The following is a 19,735-nucleotide window of genomic DNA, read 5'->3' as shown; positions in this document are numbered from 1 at the left end:
CACGCTCCCCGGTGCCGTCGCCCTCGGACCTGACCCTACGGCATTCACACATCTCGTCAGGGAGCCAAATCAGCCCTGCGGTCCTCCCTTTTTGCCGTCATCCTCGGCCCCCGAGCCGAGGATCGTGGCAAGGCGGCGAAGCTGCGCGGCCTCCCTGTCCCGTCAGGCCCCTCGGGTCAAGCCCGAGGGCGACGGCAGCAGGGAGGCGTGTCGAAGAGAAGAGATATGTGAATCCCGTAGGGCCTGTCCCGAGGGCCGCGACGGATCCTTGCCGTTGCTGATCGGCGTCGTGGCGCCGCCGGCGCTGGGGCCCTCGGGTCAGGCCCGAGGGCGACGGCAGATGGGGTGAAGCGGCACGTGTGAAAAGGAGGCCGGACGCCTCAGTCGCTGCCGGCGGCCTGCTTCTTGGCGGCGTCGTACTTCGCCTGCTCCTCGGCCACCAGTTCCTTCTTGGACAGCTTGCCGATCGGTGTCTTCGGCAGCTCCGGCCGGATCTCCAGCGCGGTCGGCATCTCGTGCCGGCCGAGCTTGTCCTTCAGGAAGGCCTGCAGCTCCTCCAGGGTGAAGGGGGAGGAGCCGTCGCGCAGCTTCACGAAGGCCTTGGCCGACTGGCCGCGATAATCGTCGGGGATGCCGATAACGGTGCATTCCGCCACGTCGGGATGCTCGTAGATCGCCTCCTCGATGTTGCGCGGATAGACGTTGAAGCCGCCGGACAGGATCATGTCCTTCATCCGGTCGACGATGAAGATGTAGCCGTCCTCGTCCATGTAGCCGACATCGCCGGTGTGGAAGCGGCCGCCCTTGAACGCCTCCTCCGTCGCCTCGGGCTTGTTCCAGTAGCCCTTCATGATGTTCGGCCCGGTGATGCAGATCTCGCCGCGCTCGCCCTGCGGCAGCACCTTCAGCGGATCCTCAAGGTCGGTGATCTCGATCGTGATGCCGGGCAGCGGCAGGCCGCAGGAGCCGGCCTTGCCGGCCTTGGTCAGCGGCTGCGAGGTGCCGACCGGCGAGGTCTCGGTCATGCCCCAGCCCTCGCTGAGCACGCCGCCGGTCAGCTTCTCGAACTTGAACTTGGTCTCCACCGGCAGCGGTGCGCCGCCGGAGCCGCAGAATTTCAGGGTTGAGAGGTCGTACTTGCCGGAATCCAGCGCGCCGTTGATCGCGGCGAACATGGTCGGCACGCCGGGCAGGACGGTGATCTTCTTCTTCTCGACGTCCTTCAGCACCGCCTCCAGCTCGAAGCGGGGATGCAGCACCATCAGGGAGCCGGAGCCGAAGGCACGCAGCATCACCGCGCTGAGGCCGTAGATGTGGAACATCGGCAGAACCACCAGGGTGCGTTCTTCGCCCTCCTTCAGGAAGGGCTCGTCGCCGGCACCGGTCCACAGTTCGAGGATCTGCACCGCCACGGTGATGTTGGCATGGGTCAGCATCGCACCCTTGGGCAGGCCCGTGGTGCCGCCGGTGTATTGCAGCAGCGCCACCTCGTCGACCGGGTCGTGCACCGGGTGCGGGGTAAAGCGGCCGTCATTGTCCAGCAGGTCGGAGAACCAGATGTGATGCTCGTCCACCGGCACCTTGGCGATGTCCTTCGCCTTTGCCAGCGGAAAGAGCAGGTTCTTCGGGAAGGGCAGCACGTCCTGCATCTTGCCGACGATGATCTTGCGCAGCCGGGTCTTGCCCAGCATCGCACCCATCCGTGGATAGAGCAGCTGCAGGTGCAGGGTCACCATGATGTCGGTGCGGCTGTCCTCGATCTTGTGGATCAGCTCGCGCTCGGCATCCAGCGGCGAGTAGTTCACCACACGGCCGCCGGCCTTCAGGATGCCGAAAAAGGCGATGATGTATTGCGGGCAGTTCGGCAGGAACAGGCCGACATGGACGCCGGGGCCCACGCCGAGCTCCTGGAAGCCGCGTGCCGCCTTCGCCACCAGCTCGCCCACCTGGCGATAGCTGTAGACCTTGTCCATGAAGTCGATGCAGGGCTTGTCGCCCCAGCGCGCGACCGTCGCGTCGAAATACTCCGGCAGTCCGGTGGGATGGAACTCCTGCTCCCAGGTGACGCCTTCCGGATAGTCCTTTTCCCACAGCTTCATCGGGGCTCCTCCCATGTCCGCTCCTCCGGCGGCAGGCCGGGGGCAGGCAACGATTCGTTGCCGCCATTATGCCGCGGTTATGTGCGGAATGCCCGCAAAAGCGTCAACCGGACGCGGCGTCAATTGCCCTGCCCGGAAATCGGCACAGGGTCGGGGGAGGGGAGGATCAGGGCGCCAGCAGGTTGGCGCCGCGATGCGGCAGGGCGACGTCGCCCGCGACCTTGCCCAGGATCTGGCCGGGCCGGACCAGGCCGTCGCGCAGGCGGGAGAAGAAGCAGCCGTCGGCCAGGCTGTAGATCCGCACCCGGCTGCCGGTGGGATCGGCGGCGGTCGGATCGACGACCTCCGCCAGAAGGTCGCCGGTGCGCACCATCTCCCCCACCTCGCAATGGTAGACGACGATGCCCGGCGCCGGCGTGCGTACCAGGTCGACACCCTCCAGAGGGGTCGGGTGGCAGCCGACCGGCGGCGACGGGCCGATCTCGTCGCGCACCACACCGCGATGCACCAGGAAGCGGTAGATCGCCTCGGCATCCTCCGCCGCCACGTCGTCGTCCAGCGCCTCGCCGCCGCCGAGATTGACCGTGGCCGCACAGCAGCCGTCGGCCGGCACCGGGATCTCCGGCGCGAACTGGTCGTGCAGGTGGCGCCAGGGCAGGGACAGCGCGTCGGTGAACGGCATGCCGCCGCTATCCTCGCTCAGCAGAACAGCGCTGGCGCCGATCTCCGCCGCCAGGTCGCGCAGGCTCGGCCAGAGATGGGCGCCGATCCCCAGATGCGGCGCCTCGACCCCGTCGCCGTGCAGGTCCAGGACCAGGTCGGCGGTAACCGCCTGGCGCATCAGGACCAGCCGCAGGTTGGCGATCTCGTCGACGGCACGGTTCTCCGACAGGGTTCGCATCAGCGCGGTGCGGATCTCGGTGACGTTGTCGCCCACATCCTCGCCCAGATGCTCGCCGACAAGGTCCATCACCCGCGCGCTAAGGGCGGGGAAGCGGCGGTTGAAGTTTTCGCCCGTGCCCAGGGCATAGCGGCCGATGGTGCGGCCCAGCAGGTTCTGGCTTGTGCTGAGCGGGTTGGCCATCGGCACCACGCGCACCTCGCCCTGGATGCGGCCCTCCGCATCGGCCGCCTCGAACATGCGGATCAGGTGATGCGCCACCAGCGGTCCGGCCGTCTCGTCGCCATGCAGGCCGGCCTGGATGTAGGTCAGCGGCCGCGCGCCGTCCTCGCCGAAGCGGTGGAGCGCGACATGCCGGGCCATGCCCGGCGCCGGGGCGAGGAGGGGGATCCGCTGAAAACCGTGCGCCATGCCATTCGGAATGGCAGCCGCCGGCTGGCCGGTCAAGCGGAACTTGGCGCCGGACTTCGCCCACCGACCGGTCGCTGAACCGAAGCGGTGCCGCAGGTGGTGAAGCGCCGCCGCCGAGCCGCTATCCTGCGCGCCCTGAACCGCCCGCGGGAGGCATGCATGGCGTACGAGACGATCGAGTTCACGGTGGCCGATGGGGTCGCGCATCTGCGGCTGAACCGGCCGGATGCGCTCAACACCCTGGTGATGGCGTTCTGGCAGGAGATGGTCGATATCTTCGCCGAGATCGAGGGCCGCGGCGATGTCCGCGCCGTGGTGATCTCCTCCACCGGCCGCCACTTCACCGCCGGGCTGGACCTGAACGCCTTCGCCGGCATCGCCGAGACGATGACCGGCGACGACGCCGCCCGCCTGGGCGAGCGGCTGCGCCGTACCGTGCTGGAGATGCAGGAGAGCTTCAACGTCATCGAGCGCTGCCGCCACCCGGTCCTGGCGGCGGTGCAGGGCGGCTGCATCGGCGGCGGGGTCGACATGATCTCCGCCTGCGACATGCGCTATGCCAGCGCGGACGCCTTCTTCACCATCCAGGAGATCAACATCGGCATGACCGCCGATGTCGGCACCCTGCAGCGCCTGCCCTACCTGATGCCGGAAGGGCTGGTGCGGGAACTGGCCTATACCGGCCGCCGCATGCCGGCGGAGGAGGCGCAGGCCTGCGGCCTGGTGAACGCGGTGTTCGCCGACCATGACGCGATGCTGGAGAAGGTGATGGAGATCGCGGCGGTGATCGCGTCGAAATCGCCGCTGGCGATCGCCGGCACGAAGGAGATGCTGAATTATACCCGCGACCACGACGTCGCGGATTCGCTGAACTACATGGCGACCTGGCAGGCCGGCATGTTCGTCGGTCCGGACCTGTTCGAGGCGGCCGCCGCGAACCGGGAGAAGCGGGCCCCCCGCTTCGCCGACCTGCTGCCGCCGCAGCGCCTGGTGCGCCGGCGATAACCACCTGGAAACACCTTTCCGGCAGGCTGCTCGCGGTATCGTGACGGCCAGCCGGCCCCTGCGCCGGCGCTTCACGTCCAGTTGAAGCCCGCGCGCGGGGACAAGCGGCCGCGGGATCCCGATATACCCAGGTCATGAGAAGGATTCCGGTGTTCGGCTCGCCGCGATACCACCGCCAGCTCGCCGGCTGCCGCGTCTGCCGCCTGGTGGCAGCGACCGTTTTTCTCGCCATCGTGGCGATCGAGGTCGCGATCCTCCTCCCCTCCTATGCCAACGAACGGGCCCGCATCCTCGACGAGATGGCGCAGCAGGCGCGCGCCTTCGCCGAGGGCGCGCGCCGCGGCGTCGGCCTTGCCATGGCACAGAACGCGCTGCCGGCCGGGGTCACCGGGATCCGCCTGCTGGACCCGCAGGGCCGGCCGCTCGCGGTCCTGGGACAGGTGGCCGAACCTTCCACGGGGGTTGCCGATGCGATCGCCGCGCCGCCGCAGATGTTGCCGGACGGCTGGACGGTGGAGAGCCGGATCGACGCGGAACTGGTCGCGGCGCGGATGCAGGCCTTCATCCTGCGCATCGCCGGGCTTGTGCTGCTGATCGCGGCGGTGACCACAACCGCCGCCATGCTGGTGATATGGCATACGGTACTGGCGCCGCTGCTGCTGATCGAGCAGGCGCTGGCCTCTGCCGCCCGCGCGCCCAGCCGCACCGCCTTCGAGCCGGTGGAACTGCCGCGCTATGGCGAGTTGCGCAGCATGGGCGCGACGGTGAACCAGCTGTTCGCCGAACTGGCGCATTTCAACCGCACCGAACAGCTGCGCAACAGCCTGACCGACCCGCTGACCGGCCTCTACAACCGGCCCGGTCTGTGGTCGAAACTTGCCGATCCCGACGGCGGCGGCGCAGCGCCTTCCGGCTGGACCCTGTTCCTGCTCGACATCGACGGATTCTCGAAGCTGAACGCACGGCATGGCCATGAGGGTGGCGACCGCATCCTGCGGACCGTGGGCGAGCGGCTGTTCGCCGCCGCGGCGGAAGGCGAGGTGGTCGCCCGCACCCTGGGCGACGAATTCGTGCTGGCGACCCGGGCGCAGATGGGGCCGTCGGAGGTGGCGGCCATGGCGTCCCGCCTGCTGTCGGAGCTCTCCGCGCCGATTGCGCTGGACGCGCGCGACCTGACCCTCTCGCTCAGCTGCGCGGTCAGCCTGGCCGGCCGCGAGCCGGCGGACGAGGCGCGGCTGCAGGCGCTGCGGCTGGTGGTACGCCGGGCGAAGGCCGATGGCGGTGGCCGGGTGCGGTTCCTGGACGCGCCGCTGGACGCGCTGGCGAAGCGCCGGCGCCGGCTGGAGCGCGCCCTGCGCGGCGCCTTCGAACGCGGCGAGATCCATGTCGTCTACCAGCCCAAGGTCTGCCTGCAGACCGGCGCGCTCTGCGGCGCGGAGGCGCTGGCCCGCTGGCGCCTGCGCGGGCAGGAGGAGGTGCCGCCGGCGGAGTTCGTGCCGATCTGCGAGGATATCGGCCTGATCGACGAGCTGGGCCGCCATGTCATGCGCCGGGTGCTGGCCGACATCTCCGCCTGGCGGGCGGAGGGGCTGGCGCCGCCGAAGGTCGCGGTGAACGTCTCCGCCCGGCAGTTCCAGGATCCCGGGCTGGTGAATTTCGTCGCCGACCTGCTCGCCGAGGCGGGCACCCCGGAGAAGGCGCTGGGCGGCGAGGCACTGGAGATCGAGATCACCGAGAGCGCCTTCATCGGCGATACCCGCCATGCCGTGGAGCAGCTGCGCCGGCTGGGCGAGATCGGCGTGACGGCGGCCATCGACGATTTCGGCACCGGCTATTCCGCGCTCTCCTACCTGCGCAACCTGCCGGTGGCGACCCTGAAGATCGACCGCGCCTTCGTCAGCGGCATCGATACCGACGAGGGCGCCCGCCGCATCGCCGACACCATCGTGGCGCTGGGCTCGCGCCTGGGATTCGAGACGGTGGCGGAAGGGGTGGAGACGGAGCGCCAGGCGGCGCTGCTTGCCGCCGCCGGCTGCCAGCTGGCGCAGGGCTACCTGTTCAGCCGGCCGCTGGCTCCGGAGGTCTTCCGCGCCAAGCTGCAGGCCGCCGCCGCGGGCGAGCCGCTGGCGCTGATCAGCGCCGCCTGACAGACGCGGTCGGAGCGCTCTCTCAGCGCTCGCCGATCACCTTCCAGACGCTGTCGGCGGTGAGGATCGGCGCGCCGTCCTTCTCCAGCATGCCGCGGATGAAGATCACGGCGCGGCCCTTGCGGGTCACCTCGGCATTGCCCTCGATCCAGTCGCCGGGCCGCGCGGCGGCCAGGAAGTCGCAGTTCATGCTGAGGGTGGCGCAGGGCCGGCGGCCGCAGGCATGCCAGGCCAGGGCACCCAGCACATGGTCGGCGAAATACATCAGCATGCCGCCGTGGATCACGCCGTTCGGGTTGGCATGCCGGTCCTCGGCGCGGAAGCCGAAGCGCACGCCGCCTGCCTCCTTGCGGAACCAGACTGGCCCGACCAGTTCGGAGAAGCCCTTCGCCTCGAGGCGGCGCCAGCCGGCCGGCGCCACGGATTCAGCCTGTGCGGTGTCTGCGGTCATGCCTGTCCCTGGTCGCGCCACCCGATGAAGTCGTCATCCTCGCCCGTGAGGCGAGGATCCATTCCGCCAGCTCTGCAGGGCCGCGAGGATTGCGGAATGGGTTCCAGGGTCGAGCCCTGGAACGACGCGGCATCATCAGGCAATGGCGGGAACGGGTCTAGGTGTGCACCGCCGCCTCGCCCAGGGCAAGGGGATAGCCGCCCGCCGGCGGCACCACGTTCAGCCGCGCCCGTGCCTCGTCGATCGGCAGGTCCACGTAGGGCCAGAAGTCCCAGTTGTCCGACAGGTCGGTATTGACCCGGCCGCCGCGCTCCAGCGCCTCGAAGAAGCGTTCCGCCAGGCCGGGGATCGCCAGGGTGGAATGCACGTCCGGCTGGTCCACCGGTGTCACGTTGATGCCGGCGCCGAAGCTGAACTGCACGAACAGCAGGAGAAAGGTGGCGTTGTGCCTGCGATAGCCGGAGGTGAAGGTGCCGACCAGGATCTCGCCCGCCGGCTTCGTGCCGTAGCCGGACAGGACATGGGTGAAGTCGTGGTAGATGCCGGCCTCCGGGAAGCCGCCCTTCTCCCCCGGGAAGGCGAAGCCATTGCCCTGGTAGTGCCGCCACAAGGCATGGCCCAGGGTCTCTTCCGGCAGCTTCTCCAGCGCATGGTAGCGCGCGGCGATCTTCGGGCTTTCCAGCAGGCCGGTGATGCCGCCGACCCCCCTGACCAGGCCGCCGACCCCATAGCGCTTCACCTGGTCGACGAACATGTCGCGAATGTGGATGCGCCGCAGCATGTCCAGGCGGAACATCATCATGTGATGCTCCGCATAGTGGCGGACCATCTGCAGTTCCCAGGCCTTGACCGCCATCGCCGCGGCGAACTCGCCGACCTTGTCGTAATAGCGTTCGTCCGGCGGACCGTCGGCGATGCCCAGCACGGTCAGGCCCTGGACGAACTGCATGCGGATCTCCGGCCGCTGCATCGCCAGGGCGAGCGCTTCCGGTGCGATCGGGTCCAGGCTGTCCAGGTCGAGGTCGGTGTGCAGCAGGAAGCCCTGCGCGGCGGCGACCATCTGGCGGGCCGCCGGGCCGGGCCCGCCGACCGTGTCGAGGCAGGTCCGGATCGCGCGGAGGCCGGCCAGCGCCTCGTCCTGCGTGGGCCTGTGAAGCTGCATCGGACGCCTCCCCGCGGATGTGCCATCGGGACGCGCGGGGGTGGGCTTCCTTGACCGTCGCCGCCGCGGGCCGAAGAATGGCGCAGGCCTCAACCAGTGACGGGCAGCATGGTCTCCTACGATCTTCCGATCAAGATCAGCCAGACCCGCGGCGGTTTCTCGATCGCCGTGGCACTCAACGACCAGGTCGTGGTCTCGCGGCAGATCTCGCGGGCGGACCTGGTGCAGCTCCAGGTGGTCCTGGCGGAGATCCTGAACGACCGCCAGGGCGCGCGCGGCGCGGGCGGCGACCGCGCGCCGGCGCCGCAGGGCCGGCCGGCCGACCAGAACGACGACTTCCTGTTCGACATCGACACCTGAGCGCCGCCTCATGTCCGCCCCGCTGCGCCAGGCCCAGACCGTGCTGCAGGTGGCGACCCGCGGGCATGGCATCCACGACCTGACCGCCACGATCGACGATTGGCTGGCGGACCAGGACATCGCCACCGGCCTGGCCACCCTGTTCCTGCAGCACACCTCCGCCAGCCTGACGGTGCAGGAGAATGCCGATCCGGACGTGCTGCGCGACCTGCAGGACTGGCTGGCGGCGCTGGCGCCGGAGGATCCGCGCCGCTACCGCCATGGCGCCGAGGGGCCGGACGACATGCCGGCGCATCTGCGCAGCGTGCTGACCCAGACCAGCCTGGCGATCCCGGTGTCCGGCGGCCGCATGGCCCTGGGCACCTGGCAGGCGGTCTACCTGCTGGAGCATCGCCGGCAGCCGCATCGCCGCCGCCTGGTGGTGCATCTGGCCGGGACGTGAGGTCGCGGCAGAACCCGTTAGACCCGCCGCCCGCCGCCGGGCAGAATGCCGCCAAACATCGCTGCCGCCCGGGAGGAACCAGATGGACATCGCATTCAGCGCCGAGGAAGAGGCGTTCCGCCAGGAGGTCCGCGACTTCCTGGCCGAGAATCTCAGCGACCACCTGAAGCGCGAGGCGCTGCACGGCTTCCACATGCAGAAGGAGGACCTGCGCGCCTGGCACAAGCTGCTGCACCGCCGTGGCTGGTCGGCGCCGAACTGGCCGCAGGAATATGGCGGCACCGGCTGGGACGCGGTGAAGCAGTACATCTTCGAGGAGGAGTGCATGGCCGCCGGCGCGCCGATGCTGCTGCCGTTCGGCATCAACATGGTCGGGCCGGTGATCCAGGCCTTCGGCAGCGATGCGCAGAAGGCCCGCTACCTGCCGAAGATCGTCTCCGGCGACGAGTTCTGGTGCCAGGGCTATTCCGAGCCCGGCTCCGGCTCCGACCTCGCCTCCCTGAAGACCAGGGCGGTGCGCGATGGCGACCATTACGTCGTCAACGGCCAGAAGATCTGGACCACCCAGGCGCATATGGCCGACATGATGTTCTGCCTGGTGCGCACCGATCCGAACGTGAAGGCGCAGGAGGGGATCTCCTTCCTGCTGATCGACATGACCACGCCGGGCATCACGGTGCGGCCGATCATCAGCATCGACGAGGATCACAGCCTGAACGAGGTGTTCTTCGAGGATGTGCGTGTGCCGGCCGCCAACCTGATCGGGCAGGAGAACAAGGGCTGGACCTATGCCAAGTTCCTGCTGGGGCATGAGCGCACCTCCATCGCCGAGGTCGGCCTGTCGAAGCAGCGCATCCGCCGGCTGAAGGAGATCGCGAAGGCGGAGGCCTGCGACGGCGGCAGCCTGCTCGACGATGACGGCTTCCGGCGCAAGATCGCGGAGGTCGAGGTCACCCTGATGGGGCTGGAGATGACCAACCTCCGCGTGCTGTCGTCCCTGGCGCAGGGCAGTTCGCCGGGGGCGGAGGCCAGCATGCTGAAGATCCGCGGCAGCGAGGTGAAGCAGCGCATCGCGGAACTGACCTGCGAGGCACTGGGCTATTACGTGAACCCCTACGAGGACCTGCTGGAGGGCTCCAACGCGCCGCATCCGGGCCCCGACTACGCGGAGATGGTGGCCTCGGAGATGCTGATCGGCCGCGCCGCCTCGATCTACGGCGGCTCCAACGAGATCCAGCGCAACGTGATTGCCAAAATGGTTCTCGGGTTGTAGGGACGGATGACCGTCGCGCAAGCGGCGGTCCATCCTTTTCGGGCGGCGTCCGCCGCCCATGTCATAAAACATCCGCCATCGATGGGGCGGTCCCCGACCGGCCGGGCAGGTCGTTGGGGAAGGGCCGCGGCGGATCGGGACGCGCGCGGTTTTGGGAGGCGCCGGTATGGACTTTTCCTTGAGCGACGAACAGAAGCTGCTGACCGACAGCGTGCAGCGCTTCGTGCGGCAGCAGTACGAGTTCGAGAAGTGGCGGGCCCTGGCCAAGTCCGAGGAGGGCTTCAGCCGCGAGAACTGGGCCCAGATGGCGGAGCTCGGCTGGTTCGGCATCTCCTTCCCGGAAGAGGTCGGCGGCCTGGGCGGCAGCCCGGTGGACACCATGCTGATGCTGGAGGAGATGGGGAAGGGCAATGTCCTGGAGCCCTTCGTCTCCACCGTCGCGGTCTGCGGCACCCTGCTGGCGAAGGCCGGCAGCGACGCGCAGAAGGAAGAGGTGCTGGCCGGCATCATCGAGGGGCGGCATATCGTGGCGCTCGCCCATGCCGAGGCGCAGGCCCGCTACAACCTGGCCGACGTGACGACGGAGGCGAAGGCCGATGGCGACGGCTTTTCGATCAGCGGCAAGAAGATCGTCGTGTTCGACGCGCCGGCGGCCGACAAGCTGGTCGTGCTGGCGCGCACCGCCGGCGGCCAGCGCGACGAGGACGGGCTCAGCCTGTTCCTGATCGACCGCGACATGGACGGGGTGGAGCGGCGCGACTATCGCACCATCGACAACCGCCGCGCCTCCGAGATCACCTTCTCCGGCGCCAAGGTCGGCAAGGACGCCCTGGTCGGCCCGAAGGACGGCGCGCTGCCGTTCCTGGAGGAGGCGGTGGACCATGGCATCGCCGCGATCTGCGCCGAAGCGGTGGGCGCGATGCAGCACCTGCAGCAGCAGACCGTGGAATATGCCAAGACCCGCAAGCAGTTCGGCGTGCCGATCGGCTCCTTCCAGGTGCTGCAGCACCGCATGGTCGACATGATGATCCATGCCGAGGAGACGAAGTCGCTGGCGATGCTCGCCACCCTGAAGCTGGACGCGGATGCGCAGGAGCGTGGCCGCGCCGCCTCCGCCGCCAAGGCGCAGCTCAGCAAGGCCGGCCGCTATGTCGGCCAGCAGGCGGTGCAGATCCATGGCGGCATGGGCATGACCGACGAACTCGACATCGGCCATTACTTCAAGCACCTGATGGCGCTGGAGACCCGCTTCGGCGACGGCGACCACCACCTCAAGCGCTTCGGCGCGCTGAGCTGAGGACAGGTTCCCGCCAACCGCCAAATCCTGAAATCGTCACTCCCGGGCTTGACCCGGGAGTCCATTCCGCGAGCTCTGCGGCACCGCGCGGCTTGCGGAATGGCTCCTCGCCTCTAGGGCGAGGATGACAGACCTGAATGCCCCCTTCACCCCCGCGGGCGCAGGCCGTCGAGGGCGAAGTGCAGGAAGATCTCGGCGAGCTGTTCCGCCGACTGCCCCAGCTCCGGCCGGTACCAGCGGGGCAGCCAGTTGATCGCCCCCATCAGGAAATACTCGGTGATGCGGGGCTCGGCGCAGGCGATGCTGCCGTCGGCGATGCCGTCCTCGATGAAGCCGCGCACCAGCCCGTCGACCCGGCGCGATCGGTGGCGCACATCCTCCCGCTGCTCGGGGCGCAGCAGCGAGATGTCGCCCAGCACCCAGGCGGCGCCCTCCTTGCGGACCAGCGCGTCGAACTGCGTGCGGATATAGGTCTCCAGCTTCTGCAGCCCGCTGCCGCCGCCGGCGGCGGCGGCTTCCGCCAGCGCCTCGCCGTTTTCCACCGACTGCAGGTGGCAATGGTAGAGAAGGTCGGTCTTGTCGGCGAAGTAGTAATAGAGCGCGGCCTTCGAGACGCCGAGTTCGGCGACGATCTCGCCGATCGAGGTGGCGTGGAAGCCGGACCGGTTGAACAGGTAGGCGGCGGTCTGCACCATCGCCTGGCGGCGGCGCTGGTAATCCTCCGACCGGTCGAAGGCGGGATGCGGCTGCCTGCGGGTGCTCACGGCGGTGCGGCCCGTTCGCGCTCGCGCAGTTCGCGCCGGATCACCTTGCCGTTGCTGGTCAGCGGCAGGCTGTCGACGAAGGCGATCTGCCGCGGCACCTCGTGGCGGGCGAGCCGGCTGCCCACGAAGCTGCGGATCTCCTCCGCCAGCGCATCGGACGGTGCCGTCCCTTCCCGCAGGATGACGAAGGCCTTGATCGCCTCGCCGCGCACCGGGTCCGGCACGCCGATCGCGGCCGCCATCACCGCGGCGGGATGGGCGATGATGGCATCCTCGATCTCGCCGGGGCCGATGCGGTAGCCGGCGCTGGAGATCACGTCGTCGGCGCGGCCGTGGAAGAAGACATAGCCCTCCGCATCCATCCGCCCGAGGTCGCCGCTGATCAGCCAGTCGCCGGCGAACTTCTGCGCCGTTGCCTGCGGCTTGCGCCAGTATTCCAGCAGCATCACCGGGTCCGGCCGGCGGAAGGCGATGTTGCCCAGGGTCTCCGGCGGCAGTGGATGGCCGTCATCGTCGACGATCGCCGCCTCGTGGCCCGGCACCGCGCGACCGAGGGAGCCCGGCTTCACCGGCATGATCCGCCCGCAATTGCCCAGCACCAGGTTGCACTCGGTCTGGCCATAGCCTTCGTTGACCTGGGCGTTCAGCGCCGCTTGCGCCCAGTCCAGCAGCTCCGCGCCGACCGACTCGCCGCCGCTGAGCACGGTGCGCAACCGGGTGCCGCTGCGCGCCGGCCCGTCGGGGACCTGCCGCATCAGTTTCAGCATGGTCGGGGTCAGCAGCGCGTTGCGCACCCCGTGCCGCCCCATCAGCGCATAGGCCTGTTCCGGGTCGAACTTGCGCGCCCGGAAGGCGACCACCGGCAGGCCGAAATACCAGGCCGGCATCAGCACATCCATCAGCCCGGCCAGCCAGGACCAGTCCGCCGGCGACCAGAGGCAGTCGCCCGGATGCGGCCCCGGCATGAAGTCGTAGCCGAACTGCGCGCCGGGGACGTGGCCCAGCATCGCGCGATGGGCATGCAGGGCGCCCTTCGGCCAGCCCGTGGTGCCGGAGGTGTAGTTCAGGAAGGCGGGTTCCTCCGCCAGGGTATCCAGGGTCGCGAAGCCGTCGGAGGCCCGCTCCAGCGCCGCCGGCAGGGAAGCCGCGCCGCTGCCGTCCGTCAGGAAGACCGCCCGCAGGCCTTCGCCCCCCGCCTGTGGCACGGCCTGCGCCCGAGCTTCCTCCAGGCGCGGCATGTTCTCCCGGTCGGTGATTGCCAGCACCGCGCCTGAGTCGGCCAGCCGGTAGGCGATGGCGTCGGTGCCGAACAGGATCGAGGTGGGCAGGGAGACCAGGCCCGCCTTCCAGCAGGCGATATGGGCGATGGCGGCGTAGGGGTCCTGGCCCAGCAGGATCATCACCCGGTCGCCGCGGCGCGCGCCATGGGCGAGGAACAGGTTGGCCATCCGGTTCGCCAGGCGCTGCACCTGCCCGAAGCCGAAGCGGGTCACCCGGCCGTCGGGCTCCTCCATCACCAGCGCCGTCGCATCGCCGGCGGCATGCCGGTCGCAGACATCGGCGGCGATGTTGTAGCGCTGCGGGACCCGCCAGCGGAAGGCGGCGCGCAGCCCCTCGTAGCTGTCGGCCGCCGGCAGCAGGGTCACGGCTGCGCCGCCATCGACGGGCCGGCATCGTCGCCGGCGCGCTTCATGATCTCCCGCGCCAGGACGTGGCGATGCACTTCCGACGGGCCGTCATAGATGCGGAAGCAGCGGATGTCGCGATAGGTGCGTTCCACCACCGTGTCGCCGGTGATGCCCAGCCCGCCCATCACCTGCATCGACCGGTCGACGACCCGGCCCAGCGCCTCGGAACAGAACACCTTGGCGCGGCTGGTCTCGCTGCGGGCCTTGTCGCCGCGGTCCAGCTTCCAGGCGCAGTGCAGGATCGCCAGCCGGCTCATATGCAGGTCGATCTCGTTGTCGGCCAGCTGGAAGCCGACCCCCTGATGCTCGCCGATCGGGCGGCCGAAGGCCTGCCGCCGGCCGGCATAGGCGGTGGCGATGTCGTGGCAGCGCCGTGCCTGGCCCAGCCAGCGCATGCAATGGGTCAGCCGTGCCGGCGCCAGCCGCACCTGGGCATTGCGGAAGCCGCGGCCGACCTCCCCCAGCACGTCCTCGGCGCCGACCTCCAGGTCCTCCAGCACCACCACGGCATGGCCGCCGGGGGAGTTGCTGTCGATGGTGTCCAGCAGCCGCTCCTGGCGGATGCCGGGCGCGCCGGTCGGCGCCAGGAACATGGTGGCGCCGAGGTCGGTACCGTCCTCGTCCAGGGTGCGGGCCAGGATGATGCTCAGGCCGGAGCCGGGATAGCCGGTGATCAGCCACTTCCGGCCGTTGATCACGAAGCGGTCGCCCTTCTTCTGCGCCACCGTCGCCAGCAGCGAGGGGTCGGAGCCGGCGCCGCCGTCGGGCTCGGTCATCATGAAGACGGTGCGCAGCTCGCCGGCGACGAGGGGTTTCAGCCAGCGCGTCTTCTGGGCCGGCGTGGCCACCACGTTCAGCAGGTTGGTATTGCCCTCGTCCGGTGCCTGGATGTTCAGCGCCAGCGCGCCCAGCGGCGAATAGCCGGCGCGGTCGAAGGCCACCGCCATGCCGACATGGTCCAGCCCCAGCCCGCCCCATTCCGCCGGCCCGTGCGGCGACAGCAGGCCCGCCTGGCGCGCCCGGTCGACCAGTTCCAGGCGCAGCACCTCCTCCGGGCCGTGCGGGCCCTGGCGCGGGTCGGCTTCCAGCGGCATGACCTGGTCGCGGATGAACAGGTCGATCCGGTCCGACAGCTGCAGCAGGTCCTCGGGCAGTTCGAAGTCGATCATGCGTTTTCCTCTGACAGTATGGCTCTGTGGCCTTCAGCGTGCGGGCGCCGCGCAGAGCTCCAGGCCACGTTCGAACATCACCTCGATGCTGGGTGCGAAGCGCTCCCAGATCGGATCCTCGCGCCGGCCGGTACGGTGCAGGCGCACGTTCAGGCAGGAGATCGACCCCAGCCGGTAGCAGGCCAGCGCCTGGAACCAGCCCAGGTCGCGCATCCGCGTGCCGCCGGCGGCGACATATTCCTCCAGCAGCTCCTCCGGCCCCAGGGTGGAATGGGGCTGCCAGCCGTCATGCCAGCAGCGCCGGTCCGCCATCATCGACAGCCAGCCGAGGTCAAGCGCCTGGGCGCCGATCCCCGACAGCTCCCAGTCGATCACGCCGGTGACGGCCAGCCCGTCGGGTGTCGCGTCGTACATCACGTTGCCGGGCTGGTAGTCGCCATGGAACAGGCCCACCGGGCCCGTGTCGGGCGGATGACGGGCCAGGGCCTCGCCCAGCCGGCTGCCCAGCCGCAGCCATTTCGCCTCCTGCGCCTTGGCCAGGATCGGCGGCCAATAGGCCAGCTCGTCGGCGAGCGGCCGCGGCGCCTCCCAGTCGGGCAGGGCGGTGCGCCAGTCGAAGCCGTGCAGGCGCGCCAGGACCGCCGCCGCGCTGCGCCAGATGCGCTCAACATTGGCTGGCGCCAGGTCGAAGCCGTCCTGCGGCTCCCACACCAGGAAGCTGCGCCCGGGCAGGCATTCCATCACGATATAGGGGGTGCCGAGCTCGTCCTCCGTGGCGGAGGCGAAGGGCACGTCGGGCACCGGCAGGCCGGCGCCATGGAGGGCGCGCAGCAGCGGCGTCTGGCGGTAGACGTCGGTATTGCCGCGCCGGGTGACGCCGGGCGGGGCCAGTTTCAGCACGTAGCGCTGGTCCTGGCCGCCGGCCGCGGGACGGACCGTGAAGCCGAAGGTCAGGCCGGCATGCCCGTCCCCCAGCACGGCGAAATCCCCCAGCGTCGCGGCGCCGTCGCTGTCATGCGCGATCTTCCGCTGCAGCCGGGCCGCAATCATCGCTTCGTCCATCGGCGCCTCCCCCTGCGGGCCAGCATGCCGGCGCAGGTCAGGAACGTCAATTCAATGAACTGAATTTCAATTCAGTAAGGTTGTAGAGACAGAGGCGCTCTGAAACGCAACGGGCGGCCAACCTCCCGTCAGGGAGGGGCCGCCCGAAATCGGCTCGAATGTCAGGTAGGGCGGATCAGGCCGCGTTCTGCTTGCGTGGGGCGATATCCTCGCTGGTCCAGCTGGTATAGGCGACCGAGCAATGGTCGTCGCAGTAGGGCCGGCCGGGCAGGGCCGACTTGCCGCAGAAGCGGAACTCCGAGGTCTTCGGATCGCCGATCGGCCACTGGCAGCGCTGGGCGCCGGTATGCAGCACCGGCTGCGGCAGCGGCGCCGGGATCGGGGCCGCCGGGCGCGGGCGCCGGACGATCGGGGAGGTGCGTTTCTCCAGGCCGATACGGTGCGCCTTGCCGACGACCGCATTGCGCGTCATGCCGAGCTGCTTGCCGATCTGGGTGATCGACAGGCCCTGCGACCAGAGAACCTTCAACTGTTCAACGGTATCCGGCGTCCATGCCATATCTCGGCTCCCGCCCTGTGTACATCACTAGATGCAGTATGTAGCGAGGGGCTCCTGCGGTCAAGATTTGGATTCGCCGAATCAGCTTTTCGCTGGCCCTACCGGTACGATCTGCAGGATGGCGGGAGGCTTTCGGCGCCGACCGGACCTGGCGGCCGACCGGTCCAGCCGATCGGGCAGAGGCCCATGGACAACTTCGGCCAAGCCTGCCTTCTGCCAGACCCTCATTCCGCCGGCCAGGTTCAGCCGGGCCGGAAATCGGTCAGTTCCGGATCAGCCGAGGATGGGTGCCGTGTCGCTTCGGCTGCGGCCCAGGCCGCGCAGGAAGCTGTCGCCGCCGGGCAGGTCGGCGTGCAGGATCGTATCCCGCTTCAGCAGGTCCTTGGCACTGCCGGCCAGCGCCTTGCGGGGCGGCTTCGCGGCGGGCTTGCCCGCAGTGTCGGCCGCTGCCCTGTCCGTCGATACGACCGCGCCGGCGGCAAGCGCGCTGGGCAGGCCGCCGGTCGGCAGGATCGCCGGCTTCAGGCTCGGCGGCGGGGCATCGTCCTGGCGCAGCAGTTCCACCACCCGGCGCATCCGTTCCGAGGGTTCGCCGGCGCCGCGGCGGCCGCGGCGGATCGACCGCTGCAGGATCGGGTCGTGCCGCAGCACATGCTCCATCTCGCCCTTCAGGTAGATGGTGTCGCGGCTGACCTCCCAGTCGTCGACCAGGGCGACGATCTCGTGCCGCACCGATCCGGGCATGCGCGACAGGTTCTGCAGCAGCAGCAGCTTCACGATCGGGCGGATGTTCTTCGACCGCATCAGGGTCATCGCCATCGAGCGGTAGACGTCCGGCTTCACCCGGCTCTGCTCGCTCAGCTCGAAGAAGGCCTGCACGAAGGCCACCGCCTTCAGCTCGCCGTCCAGAAGCTGGCGCAGGATCTGTTTCAGCTGGCGGAAGCAGTCGGCGCGCACGTCGTGGATCTGCGCCTTGACCGCGTCGGTCAGCGCCGCGACCGACTTGGAGGAATAGCCCTTCTCCTCCGCATAGTCGATGCAGTGCCGCACCTCGCTGTGGCGGGACTCGGCCGCGATCTCGTGCATGATCTGCTGCACCAGATCGCGGCTGCCCGCCCGCGGCGCCATGCGCGCGGCGGCGGCCAGCGACATGATGTTGGCAGGGTCGCGGGCGGCCATCACCGCCAGCACCATGGAATCCTCGAAATTGCCGAAGCGCTGGTCCAGGTTCAGGAAGCGCTCCGGGTCGATCATCCAGCTCTCGTAGTCCGGCACGCCGAGGGTCTTGCCGGAGCGGTAGTTTTCCCGCAGGTCCAGCGCGAAGCGCAGGCCGGGATCGCTTAAGGAATCGCTGGTGTCGATGGCGGCGCCGAAATAGGCGCGCACGAGCTCCCTCGGCTGGCTCTCGATCTGGACCGAGAGCTGCGATCGCAGATAGGCGACCCAGTCATGGTCAAGTCCGTCTAGCGTGCCGCTGCTCATCCAGGTTCCTCGAACCTCTCGTGGCGATGCCGGCCGGGGCCCATATTGGCCATCCGGAAACACACCACCGTATCCTGGAAGGGATACAGGGAACGGGCTCCGATGCCAATCCCCGGGCCCGGTTCCGGGCCGTTTTGTGACGCAATGGTGACTTCATGACACAGGCGCAACCGCGGACAGAGCGGCCCTTGCGGGCGCAGGCGAGAGGCGTCGACCGGCTGCTGCCGCTGGCCTGGGCGGTCACTTTGGCCCTGTTCGTCGCCGGCTGTGCCCTGCCGGCGATCTCCATCGAAGCCTGGTTCATCCAGACCGAAGAGGTCTCTGTAACCCGTGCAGTGCTGTCCCTGTTCCGCGAAGGCCATCTGGGGCTCGCGCTGGTGATCGCCATCTTCGCCGGGTTGGTGCCGCTGGCGAAGATGGCGGCGCTGGCCGTGCTCTGGCGCCATCCGCGGCCGGCGGCGCGCGGCTTCGGCCGCGCGCTGGAGCTGACCGGCCGGCTCGGCAAATGGGCGATGCTGGACGTCTTCGTCCTGGCCCTGGTGGTGTTCGCGGTGCAGAGCCAGGGGCTGGCCAGCGCGCTGGTGCTGCCCGGCGCCTATTGCTTCGCGGGCGCGGCTTTGCTCTCCATGGTGGTGACCTACCGGCTGCAGGCGCTGGCGCGCCCGGCCGGGGATTCCGCAGCCGGGGAGGTGACAGGGCCGTGAGTTGGGACGAGGCGATCGAGGAGATCCGGCAGCGCAAGGTGCTGGCGCGCGGCCAGGGCGGGGCGGAGGCCGTCGCCCGCCAGCACGAGAAGGGCCGACTGACGATCCGCGAGCGGATCGACGGACTGCTGGACGCGGGCAGCTTCCACGAACTCGGCCCGGCAGCCGGCGCGCCGGAGCGCGACGCGGACGGCCGGCTGACCGGCTACAGCCCGGCCAACTTCATCCTCGGCATCGGCGAGGTCGGCGGCCGGCCGGTGGCGGTCGGCGGCGAGGACTTCACCCTGCGCGGCGGCTCGCCCAACGTCTCCGGTCTGCGCAAGAGCGTCTATGCCGAGGAACTGGCCCTGCAGTACCGCATCCCCCTGGTGCGGCTGCACGAGGGCGGCGGCGGCTCGGTGACGGGCTCGCAGGGCAAGCAGTCGGCGGGGCCCACGACCGACCCGGTCTTCGCCACCCCGCGCTTCCAGTCGGTGGCGCGGGTGCTGGGCACGGTGCCGGTGGCCGCTGCGGCGATGGGGCCGGTGGCCGGCCTGCCGGCCTCCCGCCTGGTCGCCTCCCACTTCTCGGTGATGGTGCGCGGCACGGCGCAGGTGATGACCGCCGGCCCGGCCGTGGTGGGCCGCGCCCTGGGGCAGGAGGTCGACAAGGAGGCGCTGGGCGGCGCCGCGCTGCACGAGAAGAGCGGCGTGGTGGACAATTTCGCCGCCGACGAGGCCGACGCCCTGGCACAGATCCGGCGCTTCCTGTCCTACCTGC

The 19,735-nt window shown here is 69.7% G+C and carries 18 protein-coding genes; 8 read left to right on the top strand and 10 right to left on the bottom strand.

Translation table 11 applies throughout. The features are described 5' to 3' along the window. Positions 1 to 380 precede the first annotated feature (380 nt). A complete protein-coding gene (locus ACFOGJ_RS28020) occupies positions 381 to 2,099 on the bottom strand; it encodes a long-chain-fatty-acid--CoA ligase (RefSeq protein WP_379906592.1) in 1,719 nt (572 codons plus the stop codon). Between the two features lie 166 nt (positions 2,100 to 2,265). Further along, positions 2,266 to 3,363: a succinylglutamate desuccinylase/aspartoacylase family protein gene (locus ACFOGJ_RS28015; RefSeq protein ID WP_379906591.1), complete on the bottom strand. Its 1,098-nt coding sequence runs from the start codon at positions 3,361 to 3,363 to the stop codon at positions 2,266 to 2,268. A 207-nt stretch (positions 3,364 to 3,570) separates the two neighbouring features. Here ACFOGJ_RS28015 and ACFOGJ_RS28010 point away from each other — a divergent pair, with 207 nt between their 5' ends. Next, complete coding sequence (locus ACFOGJ_RS28010; protein ID WP_379906590.1) at positions 3,571 to 4,416, top strand: crotonase/enoyl-CoA hydratase family protein; 846 nt, start codon at positions 3,571 to 3,573, stop codon at positions 4,414 to 4,416. A 134-nt stretch (positions 4,417 to 4,550) separates the two neighbouring features. Continuing rightward, the gene (locus tag ACFOGJ_RS28005; protein WP_379906589.1) at positions 4,551 to 6,563 is read left to right on the top strand and encodes a putative bifunctional diguanylate cyclase/phosphodiesterase; all 2,013 of its coding nucleotides are present in this window, start codon (positions 4,551 to 4,553) and stop codon (positions 6,561 to 6,563) included. Between the two features lie 22 nt (positions 6,564 to 6,585). Here the strand turns inward: ACFOGJ_RS28005 and ACFOGJ_RS28000 are convergent, their stop codons facing one another. Next, positions 6,586 to 7,014: a PaaI family thioesterase gene (locus ACFOGJ_RS28000; RefSeq protein ID WP_379906588.1), complete on the bottom strand. Its 429-nt coding sequence runs from the start codon at positions 7,012 to 7,014 to the stop codon at positions 6,586 to 6,588. A gap of 157 nt (positions 7,015 to 7,171) precedes the next feature. Next, positions 7,172 to 8,176, bottom strand: coding sequence for a hypothetical protein (locus ACFOGJ_RS27995; RefSeq protein WP_379906587.1), 1,005 nt, complete (start codon positions 8,174 to 8,176; stop codon positions 7,172 to 7,174). A 96-nt stretch (positions 8,177 to 8,272) separates the two neighbouring features. On the opposite strand from ACFOGJ_RS27995, the gene ACFOGJ_RS27990 reads away from it, so the two are divergent. From ACFOGJ_RS27990 to ACFOGJ_RS27975, 4 genes are all read left to right on the top strand, one after another. Then, entirely contained in the window at positions 8,273 to 8,536 is a 264-nt protein-coding gene (locus ACFOGJ_RS27990) for a hypothetical protein (protein WP_379906586.1), read from the top strand. Between the two features lie 10 nt (positions 8,537 to 8,546). Next, a complete protein-coding gene (locus tag ACFOGJ_RS27985) occupies positions 8,547 to 8,978 on the top strand; it encodes a secondary thiamine-phosphate synthase enzyme YjbQ (RefSeq protein WP_449288614.1) in 432 nt (143 codons plus the stop codon). 82 nt (positions 8,979 to 9,060) lie between these two features. Further along, on the top strand, positions 9,061 to 10,251 hold the full coding sequence (locus ACFOGJ_RS27980) for an acyl-CoA dehydrogenase family protein (protein WP_379906585.1): 1,191 nt from the start codon (positions 9,061 to 9,063) through the stop codon (positions 10,249 to 10,251). 166 nt (positions 10,252 to 10,417) lie between these two features. Then, positions 10,418 to 11,548 (top strand): acyl-CoA dehydrogenase family protein, encoded by a 1,131-nt coding sequence (locus ACFOGJ_RS27975; RefSeq protein ID WP_379906584.1) that lies wholly within the window; start codon positions 10,418 to 10,420, stop codon positions 11,546 to 11,548. A 146-nt stretch (positions 11,549 to 11,694) separates the two neighbouring features. Here the strand turns inward: ACFOGJ_RS27975 and ACFOGJ_RS27970 are convergent, their stop codons facing one another. The 6 genes from ACFOGJ_RS27970 to ACFOGJ_RS27945 form a co-directional block, all read right to left on the bottom strand. Beyond that, complete coding sequence (locus ACFOGJ_RS27970) at positions 11,695 to 12,312, bottom strand: TetR/AcrR family transcriptional regulator (RefSeq protein WP_379906583.1); 618 nt, start codon at positions 12,310 to 12,312, stop codon at positions 11,695 to 11,697. Then, a complete protein-coding gene (locus tag ACFOGJ_RS27965; RefSeq protein ID WP_379907078.1) occupies positions 12,309 to 13,952 on the bottom strand; it encodes an AMP-binding protein in 1,644 nt (547 codons plus the stop codon). Before ACFOGJ_RS27965 ends, ACFOGJ_RS27970 begins: the two co-directional genes overlap by 4 nt. 2 nt (positions 13,953 to 13,954) lie before the next feature. Further along, the gene (locus ACFOGJ_RS27960; RefSeq protein WP_379906582.1) at positions 13,955 to 15,169 is read right to left on the bottom strand and encodes an acyl-CoA dehydrogenase family protein; all 1,215 of its coding nucleotides are present in this window, start codon (positions 15,167 to 15,169) and stop codon (positions 13,955 to 13,957) included. Positions 15,170 to 15,202: 33 nt separating this feature from the next. Beyond that, positions 15,203 to 16,231 carry a phosphotransferase family protein gene (locus ACFOGJ_RS27955; RefSeq protein ID WP_379906581.1) on the bottom strand — a complete coding sequence of 343 codons (1,029 nt, stop codon included), beginning with the start codon at positions 16,229 to 16,231 and terminating at the stop codon, positions 15,203 to 15,205. Between the two features lie 175 nt (positions 16,232 to 16,406). Then, the gene (locus tag ACFOGJ_RS27950) at positions 16,407 to 16,790 is read right to left on the bottom strand and encodes a GcrA family cell cycle regulator (protein ID WP_379906580.1); all 384 of its coding nucleotides are present in this window, start codon (positions 16,788 to 16,790) and stop codon (positions 16,407 to 16,409) included. Between the two features lie 273 nt (positions 16,791 to 17,063). Further along, the gene (locus ACFOGJ_RS27945; protein WP_379906579.1) at positions 17,064 to 18,272 is read right to left on the bottom strand and encodes a hypothetical protein; all 1,209 of its coding nucleotides are present in this window, start codon (positions 18,270 to 18,272) and stop codon (positions 17,064 to 17,066) included. Positions 18,273 to 18,427: 155 nt separating this feature from the next. Here ACFOGJ_RS27945 and ACFOGJ_RS27940 point away from each other — a divergent pair, with 155 nt between their 5' ends. Continuing rightward, on the top strand, positions 18,428 to 18,976 hold the full coding sequence (locus ACFOGJ_RS27940) for a paraquat-inducible protein A (RefSeq protein ID WP_379906578.1): 549 nt from the start codon (positions 18,428 to 18,430) through the stop codon (positions 18,974 to 18,976). After that, on the top strand, positions 18,973 to 19,735 hold a 763-nt coding region (locus ACFOGJ_RS27935), incomplete at its 3' end, for a carboxyl transferase domain-containing protein (protein ID WP_379906577.1). The genes ACFOGJ_RS27940 and ACFOGJ_RS27935, both read left to right, overlap by 4 nt.

Source organism: Marinibaculum pumilum, assembly GCF_042646425.1.
GTDB lineage: Bacteria > Pseudomonadota > Alphaproteobacteria > Ferrovibrionales > Ferrovibrionaceae > Marinibaculum > Marinibaculum pumilum.
The sequence above is the reverse complement of the archived record's forward strand: the minus strand, read 5'-3'. Positions and strand labels throughout refer to the sequence as shown.

Coding starts and splice junctions, on each gene's coding strand:
- ACFOGJ_RS28020 (WP_379906592.1), bottom strand. CDS start 2,099: ATGAAGCTGTGGGAAAAGGACTATCCGGAAGGCGTCACCTGGGAGCAG.
- ACFOGJ_RS28015 (WP_379906591.1), bottom strand. CDS start 3,363: ATGGCCCGGCATGTCGCGCTCCACCGCTTCGGCGAGGACGGCGCGCGG.
- ACFOGJ_RS28010 (WP_379906590.1), top strand. CDS start 3,571: ATGGCGTACGAGACGATCGAGTTCACGGTGGCCGATGGGGTCGCGCAT.
- ACFOGJ_RS28005 (WP_379906589.1), top strand. CDS start 4,551: ATGAGAAGGATTCCGGTGTTCGGCTCGCCGCGATACCACCGCCAGCTC.
- ACFOGJ_RS28000 (WP_379906588.1), bottom strand. CDS start 7,014: ATGACCGCAGACACCGCACAGGCTGAATCCGTGGCGCCGGCCGGCTGG.
- ACFOGJ_RS27995 (WP_379906587.1), bottom strand. CDS start 8,176: ATGCAGCTTCACAGGCCCACGCAGGACGAGGCGCTGGCCGGCCTCCGC.
- ACFOGJ_RS27985 (WP_449288614.1), top strand. CDS start 8,547: ATGTCCGCCCCGCTGCGCCAGGCCCAGACCGTGCTGCAGGTGGCGACC.
- ACFOGJ_RS27980 (WP_379906585.1), top strand. CDS start 9,061: ATGGACATCGCATTCAGCGCCGAGGAAGAGGCGTTCCGCCAGGAGGTC.
- ACFOGJ_RS27975 (WP_379906584.1), top strand. CDS start 10,418: ATGGACTTTTCCTTGAGCGACGAACAGAAGCTGCTGACCGACAGCGTG.
- ACFOGJ_RS27960 (WP_379906582.1), bottom strand. CDS start 15,169: ATGATCGACTTCGAACTGCCCGAGGACCTGCTGCAGCTGTCGGACCGG.
- ACFOGJ_RS27955 (WP_379906581.1), bottom strand. CDS start 16,231: ATGGACGAAGCGATGATTGCGGCCCGGCTGCAGCGGAAGATCGCGCAT.
- ACFOGJ_RS27950 (WP_379906580.1), bottom strand. CDS start 16,790: ATGGCATGGACGCCGGATACCGTTGAACAGTTGAAGGTTCTCTGGTCG.
- ACFOGJ_RS27945 (WP_379906579.1), bottom strand. CDS start 18,272: ATGAGCAGCGGCACGCTAGACGGACTTGACCATGACTGGGTCGCCTAT.
- ACFOGJ_RS27940 (WP_379906578.1), top strand. CDS start 18,428: ATGACACAGGCGCAACCGCGGACAGAGCGGCCCTTGCGGGCGCAGGCG.